An 8,105-nucleotide genomic window follows, 5' to 3' on the forward strand; every position below is an offset into this window, starting at 1 on the left:
TAAGATATAGGAAAAAAATTTCCTGCTCTAGCAGTTGTAGCATTAGCAAAAGGAATATCAAGAGAGGAAATTGATTGTTTAATTCAACGTTATATTAATCCAGAAGATCAAGTTGCTCACCCCACTCCTTTATTGAACGGAAATGATTTAATTACAGTCTTAAAATTACCCAAAAGTCCGATAATTGGTCAACTATTGACAGAAATTCAATTAGCACGAGCTGAGGAGAAAATTTCTACTAAAGCTGAAGCAATTCAATTAGCAGAAAAATTGATTCAAACGTGAAGGAAGAAGGAAGAGGGAAGAGGGAAGAGAGGGGAATAAATATGAGATATCCCCCCTACTCCCTTCATGAAATAAAATCAATTATCACACTGTTATTTATCAATTATTTCTCCCTACTCCCTATTCCCTACTCCCTCCATGAAATAAAATCAATTATCGCACTGTTATTTATCAATTATTTCTCCCTTACTCCCCTACTCCCTTACTCCCCTACTCCCTTACTCCCTACTCCCTACTCCCTACTCCCTCCATGAAATAAAATAGCCTTGCATAATTTTTTGACAAGCTTTCGACTGTATATTTAGAGGCTTTTTTTTCTTTAACGTCTAGAGTAATGGACGAAAAACTTAAACAACTCCTACAAAAAATCTGTAACTGTCCCACTGGAAGTCTGAAATATCAGCAAACAATGGGCAGTTTATTAACTCTAACTTGTCGGTTCCCTGGTATTCGCCGAGATGCTCACCCAAATTATTTGGAAGCGCTTAATAATACTTTATTTGATGTCCGAAAAAATTTGGCACAGTTTCTCGATCGCGCAGATATTGACCAAGTTTCCGCTTCGACGTTGCGGGAGCATTATGTTATGTGGGTGAATGGGTTTCTCAAATATGACATTCTCGACTTATACCGTCGCCATCCTCAGGAACTGAGTCTGAATGTCACGCAACCAGATAAGGATGGGGGAGAATGGATTGAAAATTTATCTGATGATGGTTTTACTTATCCGACTTTAGACTCGTTGGATAGTTTGATGCAGCAGGAAGAAAGTCAAACAACTCAAAACAAAGGTTTAATTTTGGAATTGTATATCGAAACAGATCCAGACGGAAAATTAAGTAGTTGTCATCCACAAAATTATCCTGACTGTAATGCTCAAACTATAGTGCAATACTTTTATTTGAGCGATCGCGCCGAAAAAATCACAGTTAAGGAAGATTGGGTTATTACTAGAAGTCGCAAAGGTTTAACTATTAAAAAAAGTAGTAAACGGATAACTTTAGTTGCTGCGGAACCGAAAAAAACATGGCAAAGTTTTGCTAAAGAACAGGGAATTAATTATCAAACTCTGAAAGCTCATTGGCAGCGCAAATGTTTGCCTTTGTTACGGGAAATTGTTATTGATATTGAGAATAATTTGGATTATTACAGTAGATTTCTTGCAGAAATAGGGAACGATAAATAATGAATAATTAATAATGAATAATTAATAATTAACAATTACCTAGATTTTTGGTAACAGGTAAAAGAAAATATAACCATGATAAAATACAGGATTTTTTTGATTTTTTGCTATGGATAAATGCTATCAACAAGCTCCCTTTGAACCAATATTCCCTTCTGCCTTCTACCTTGGCAACAGGTATAATCAACATTTTTTAGGATAAATTTACCATGAATAATTACACTAAATTACGTCCAGTTATTGTACCTTTAGATGTTAAAAAACATCAAAAAGCATCGGCGTTAGCTGCCCAACAATCTCATCCAGAAATTGCTAAACAAGTTTACTTAAATATTTTGGCTGTTACTGCTGTTTCTCATTTACTGAAATGGTTAGAATTTGAGACAAATTTAGAACAGACAAATAGTTTTAATCCGCTGCTAACTGGATTGTTTAATGCCACTGATTTGATAGTAGAAAATCAGCAGTTATTCTGTATGCCTATTTTGCCGGGAGAAACAGAATTTTCTGCCAGTTTAGATATAACTGAAAATTTTATTGGTTATGTGGCAGTGCAATTTCAGCAAAGTTTAGACAAGGTGGAAATTTTAGGATTTTATCCAGCAGTTAAGAACAATTTACCGGAAAAAATATCTCTTGCAGAATTACAACCTCTAGATAATTTATTTGAATTTTTGGAGAAAAATAAACAGGAAGTTTTACCCCAGAATCCTTTGGTTAATTTAGGTAATTGGTTTACTGGAATTTTTGAGGAAATTTGGTTGCCTCCTGAAGCAGTTTTAACCCCAAGATTAGGCTTTGCTAAAAGTAGTTCTGTTGATACGGTTAAAAGAGCAAAAACTATAGATTTTGGTTTACTTTTAAATCAGCAAAAAGTTGCTTTAGTTATTACTATTCAGCCAGAAGTTGATTCGGATATGGGAGTATTAGTGCAAGTTTATCCTATTGGAACACAGGAATATTTGCCTCCTGGTTTAAGGTTAAAAATCGAATTAGAATTAGATATTGAGGAAGTAGAATCTAGGGCAGCGGACCAATTAATTCAGTTAGAATTTAGTGAAATTTCTGGTAAATGTTTTTCTGTAAAAGTCATTTTAGATGATGCAGAAATAGTTGAAAATTTTGTAGTTTAGCTTTCAGGAAGGAAGAAGGAATTTGTAGGTTGGGTTGACGCAGGAAACCCAACATTGATACAAAATAATATCAAATCCACTTGTTTTGGAGCAGACTTTGTAGCTTAGGTTGAGGCAGGAAACCCAACAATAATCAAGAAGTTTTGTTGGGTTGCGCTACCGCTTAACCCAACCTACTAATTTATTTCAATATCAAAGCAGTTCATTTTTCAAAAAAACCATGGAAAACAAAATCACAATCTACCTCAACTCCGGCAATTTTTCAGAAGGCTTCAATTCTATAACTATCCAACTAAATCAAACCCAAAAATTTACCACAATCTTACCACCTGCTCCCCAAATTACCCACTTATACAAAAACTGGCAACAACAATATATTTCCCTCACCCCCACCCCTAGATCAGGATTCAAAAAACACCAAGTTACTAATATTTCTAGCTCCGAATGTTTCCATTATTATCAAGCACTCTGCCAAGAAATAAATACCTGGTTCACACCCATAAAAAACCTAATTCCTCACAATGAAAAAATTATCCTTATTCTCAATACTCAAAATATTGATGACACCCAAACTGCAGAAATATTACATAAACTTCCTTGGGGAAAAATATATCTTTCAGAAAATCAGAAAATCGAAACTATACTCAGCTTTTCCGAAGGAAAAAATACCCCAAGTATCATCTCTGAAATACCCAGGCAAGTCAGAATATTAGGCATCCTCGGAGACAACACAGGTATCAACATTTCCCAAGACAAAGACTTAATTCAAAAACTTAGAAGAAGAGGAGCAATACCTAAATTTTTACCACAATCAAATCAACCCCTCAAACGCAAAGACTTTGCTCAACTCTGGGATGAAGCTTGGGATATAATCATCTTTTCCGGTCACAGTAAAACTTATCAACAACACTCCGGTATTATTCATCTCAACTCCCAAGAATATTTAGACTTCCAAGAAATTAGAAATACTCTCATAACTGCTAAACAACAAGGTTTACAATTAGCTATTTTTAACTCCTGTGATGGTTTAGGTTTGGCTCAACAATTGGCTGATATTGGCATTACTATTATTATCTGGCGAGAAATTACACCAGACCAAGTTGCTCCTCTATTTCTTAAATACTTTCTCACCTCTTTTACTAACAACAATTCTGTTTATATTGCTATGAAACAAGCTCGACAAAAGTTACAAGAATTACATCCAGAAATTGAGAAAAAATTACCAGGAGTTACTCAATTACCAATAATAGTTCATCATGGCAAAGTTACACCTCCTACTTGGAGTCAACTACGGGGTAGAAGTGGGGGTAGAGTTGGTGGTGCTGACTGGAATTTGGAGAATTTATTGACTCGTCAGGAGTTGCGTAACCGGAAGAATTTATTGGAGGCAGTCAAACATGAAGTAGTGGCACGTTTGAGTCAGTCTTTGCATAATCAAATGGAAGTATTAATTAATGTTCCGAAACAGTTTCAACCTCAACAGGTAAAACGTATTTGGGATGTGAGCGTGAAAATAGGTGATCGCCCGACTCTGAAATTATCCCCGGAAGCAGATATTATTGATGTGTTTGACGAGCCGATGGTGGTAGGTAAGTTGTTGATATTGGGTGCCCCTGGCTCTGGGAAAACGACGACGTTGTTGGAGTTGGGGCAAGAGTTGATTATTCGTGCTCAGATGGATGGGGAGTTGGGGATACCTGTGTTTTTGAATTTATCTTCTTGGCGAGATGATCAGCAGTCTATTGAAGAATGGTTGGTGGAGGAGTTGCGCTGGAAGTATGGAGTGAGTAGGAATATTGGTAAGAGGTTGGTGGAGGGTAGGCAGTTGTTGCCGATGTTGGATGGTTTGGATGAGTTGGAGTCGTCTCGACAGGGTTTGTGTGTGGAGGCGATAAATAGGTTTTTGTTGGGGGAGTGTCGTCCTGGGTTTTTGGTGGTGTGTAGTCGGTTGGAGGAATATGAGTCTGTTGGGGGTGAGTTGTGTTTGAATGGGGCGGTTTGTTTGTTGCCTTTGAGTGATGTTCAGGTGGAGGGTTATTTGTTGGGGTTTGGTAAGGGTAAGTTGTGGGAGTGGGTGAGGGGTGATGGGGAGTTGTTGGAGTTTGTGAGGGTGCCGTTGTTTTTGAGTATGGTGGTTGTAGCGGAGGTTTCTTTGAGGAGGTGGGGTGAGTTGAGAGGGGATGAGCGGTTGGATTTTTTGTTGGATGCTTATGTGGTAAGGATGTTGGAGCGCAGGGTTGATAGTCGGTTTTATGGGAAGGGGATGCCTAGTGATGAGAGGACGCTGCGTTGGTTGGGGTGGTTGGCGTCTCAGTTGGAGAGACATTCATTGACTGAGTTTTTGATTGAAAGTTTGGAACCTACTTGGTTGGATAGTAAGAGGGATAAAAGAATTTATAAGTGGATTTATGGTTTATTTTATAGCAATTGTATTTATTTTTATTTCATAGGAATTACGTCTATTGACAATATTATTGTTGCTCAAATTGGTATGATTACTGGGGTGTTATTGGTGAATACTAATAAATTTGTGAATCCTAATAAAAAAAATAAATATATTTACATTAATCCTCTTGAAACAGAAATTATGAAATTTTCTTGGAAAAGATACCGAGAATCTTTCAAACAAATATTATTAATATATCATCCTAAAAATCTTTTTATAGATATTCTTGAAGAGAAAAATATTCTAATATTTTTCATTATATTTCAAATATTTTGCACTTCAATCTCGTTATTGTTATTTTTTGCATCTGATTTAAAATTAGAATTTTTGTTACTCCCAAATTTAATGCTAGTTTTAATTACGATAGTTATTGGAGTAATTTCACCTCCTATACTTGCTATAGGTGAAGGTTTAAAAGGTGGAGAAGTGAAAAGTAAAAAATATCCCAATGAAGGAATGTGGCGAACTTTATTAAATGGAGTTTTATTGACGATAATTACTCTTCCCTTTGCAGTAATTATTTTTCTATTTTCAAAATCAAATAACTCTGAATTGACCAGCAAAATACTATTGTTTGTTTCTAGATTTTTGCCGTTAATGATAGTCTTAACATTTTTGCTTCCTGTTCTCCAACACCTAATCCTCCGCATCACATTTTTCCTCACAAAAAAAGCCCCCTGGAATTACGCCCGCTTTCTCAACTATGCCACCGAAAAAATGTTACTTCAGCGTGTTGGAGGAGGTTATCGATTTATTCATAGATTACTCCAGGAACGTTTGGCATGGAGATACAATAATCAACAAAAATAGAAGTATAAAAAATATTTTTGGCGTTAGTAATTAATGGAATAATTTACAGCATATTCGGTCGTATATAAAGTACAGATGTTAACGAGGGAATATTCCCAGTGCGGGCATCTTGCCCGCTATAAGTGTACCTCACTGATATGAAATATGCTGTAATATCATGTCCGGATAATAGCGTGATAAAAAAACTTTCTCCTTTTCCTCCTCTTTCTTCTCTCCTAATTCCTGACTCCTCCCTTATTATTTATAACTATTCAACCGGAAATGATATTAAATTATATTGCCTAATTTTCACGATACTGCCAAGTTTTATAAGTTTCTGTATCGCTCAAAATATTCACATAAAATAAATCTATTCCCTCCTGCTCCAATAAAGCCAATATTGCCAAATTAAACTGGTCATAAGCTCTCGAATAATTATCTAAATCATTAGCAAATCCAATTACTCTAATTACGCGAGAATTTCTTTCCAACCCATTAAATCTCACCATACAAGAATCATATAAAAGGTCAATTTTTTTGGGAATTAGTCGAATTTTCTCATTAAGAGCAACTACTTTTTTAGATGAAATACCGTCAATCTTAATATATAAATCAATAGATGCTTTCTTCTGCTCGTTGGGCTGTTGAGATAAATTTTTAATGCTACCATCAATCATTTTAGAGTTCGGAACTTTTTGAGTTGCTCCCTCAAAACCAATATAAATAGTTGTACTTCTAATACCTATATTTTTAACCTCCGCCCAACGACCACTTGGTAATAAAAGCCAGTCATCTACTCGATATAAACTATCACTATAAATAACAATTGTAGCCAGCCAATCACCAACAACATCCTTAAATAATAAACCTAATGTCAGACCAGCACCGCCGATTAAACCAACAATTGCAGTGGCAGAAGCTCCCAATAATATTTCTCCTGCTTTTAGACCAAAAATTACAATGGCAGTTAACCTAAATAACTTCGGAATATAGGGGCTAATAATATCATCTAATTCGGTATCTGTTTGAGCTGATAAATTTTGTAGCAGCTCTCCTAAAATAGGAGATGTACGATAAACAATTAGTGCTATATTACCTACTATTGCTAAATTAATAATTCCTGTAATTGTTTGATTTAGTTGGGGAGTAATATAATCTGTTAGTATTAATTGTATTACCCACAATCCCATTAAATAGACAAACCATCCTATAGGTTTTTTAATAACTGCAATTAATTGATCGTCAAGGGTAGTTTTGGTATTACGAGTTAAAGCTTCAATCCGCCTAATCACAACTATAGTTAATAATTGTTTTAATACTAATGTTGCTATTAAAGCTAATACTATAAAAAATATGATTATGACTGGTATATCCAGAATTTTGATGTTTTTGATAATTTGCCAAATTGCTTCCATAAGTATTCAATAATTTAGAATTTAGAATTTAGAATTTAGAATTACCTCTTCTTATAAAATTAAGAGGATTGGATCAAAGGATTTTTTTTCTTCTCTTGCTCTCGTGGATATGGCGCAGGTTTCCTCGCCATCCCACCCTACGGGAAGCTCCGCTTTTTCCGTTTGTCATGCTACGCTTGCCATGTCGGCGACAGCCGCTAATATCATGTCCGGTTGAACAGTGATAAATAAATAACTACGGAGGAGTCAGGAGTCAGGAGTCAGGAGTCAGGAGGAAAGAGGGAAGAAAGAAGAAGAACTGGAGTTGAAGGAGAAAGTTTTTTTATCACTAATTATCCGGACATGATATAATACCAATTTGATAAATGTTTGCTACAAATAGCTAGGGTATTTCTTAGAATCCAGCAATCCTGCAATTCAGGAGTCAGAATTAATAGATTTCATACCAGTTTTCAGGTCGTAAATTCTCTTTTTTGTCAAAGGGACATTTCCTGTAAAATCTTTTTATTGCACTTATTATTCGTAACATTCTTTTTTCAAATTGGTATAACGTAGTTATGCGCTAGCAAAACGACCGCTTTTTTCTCCATGAATGGAGAGGCTTTATACCTGAATTTTTCGGTAAAGTTATATAAAAAATTGTGCTACTTACGAATCTCCCCACACTTCCCACATTCCCCACACTTCCCACACTTCCCACACTTCCCACCCTTCCCACCCTTCCCACCCTTCCCACACTCCCCACACTCCCCACACTCCCCACACTCCCCACACTTCCCACACTTCCCACACTCCCCACACTCCCCCACTCCCCACACTCCCCACACTCCCCACACTCCCCCCACTACCCC

Annotated in this window: 6 protein-coding genes; 4 read left to right on the forward strand and 2 right to left on the reverse strand. The window is 36.1% G+C overall.

The features are described 5' to 3' along the window. The first annotated feature begins 69 nt into the window (after positions 1–69). The 4 genes from F6K54_RS35230 (at position 70) to F6K54_RS35245 (ending at position 5,860) form a co-directional block, all read left to right on the forward strand. Positions 70–285, forward strand: a complete 216-nt coding sequence (locus tag F6K54_RS35230; protein WP_293088372.1) for a hypothetical protein — start codon at positions 70–72, stop codon at positions 283–285. Positions 286–619: 334 nt separating this feature from the next. Next, the gene (locus F6K54_RS35235; protein WP_293088362.1) at positions 620–1,471 is read left to right on the forward strand and encodes a hypothetical protein; all 852 of its coding nucleotides are present in this window, start codon (positions 620–622) and stop codon (positions 1,469–1,471) included. Positions 1,472–1,680: 209 nt separating this feature from the next. After that, the gene (locus F6K54_RS35240) at positions 1,681–2,604 is read left to right on the forward strand and encodes a DUF1822 family protein (protein ID WP_293088364.1); all 924 of its coding nucleotides are present in this window, start codon (positions 1,681–1,683) and stop codon (positions 2,602–2,604) included. Between the two features lie 220 nt (positions 2,605–2,824). Continuing rightward, positions 2,825–5,860, forward strand: coding sequence for a hypothetical protein (locus tag F6K54_RS35245; RefSeq protein WP_293088366.1), 3,036 nt, complete (start codon positions 2,825–2,827; stop codon positions 5,858–5,860). A gap of 281 nt (positions 5,861–6,141) precedes the next feature. Here F6K54_RS35245 and F6K54_RS35250 read toward each other — a convergent pair whose 3' ends face one another. Beyond that, the gene (locus F6K54_RS35250) at positions 6,142–7,254 is read right to left on the reverse strand and encodes a mechanosensitive ion channel family protein (protein ID WP_293088368.1); all 1,113 of its coding nucleotides are present in this window, start codon (positions 7,252–7,254) and stop codon (positions 6,142–6,144) included. 648 nt (positions 7,255–7,902) lie between these two features. Next, on the reverse strand, positions 7,903–8,105 hold a 203-nt coding region (locus F6K54_RS35255), incomplete at its 5' end, for a hypothetical protein (protein WP_293088370.1).

It is taken from the genome of Okeania sp. SIO3B5, from assembly GCF_010692555.1.
Lineage (GTDB): Bacteria > Cyanobacteriota > Cyanobacteriia > Cyanobacteriales > Microcoleaceae > Okeania.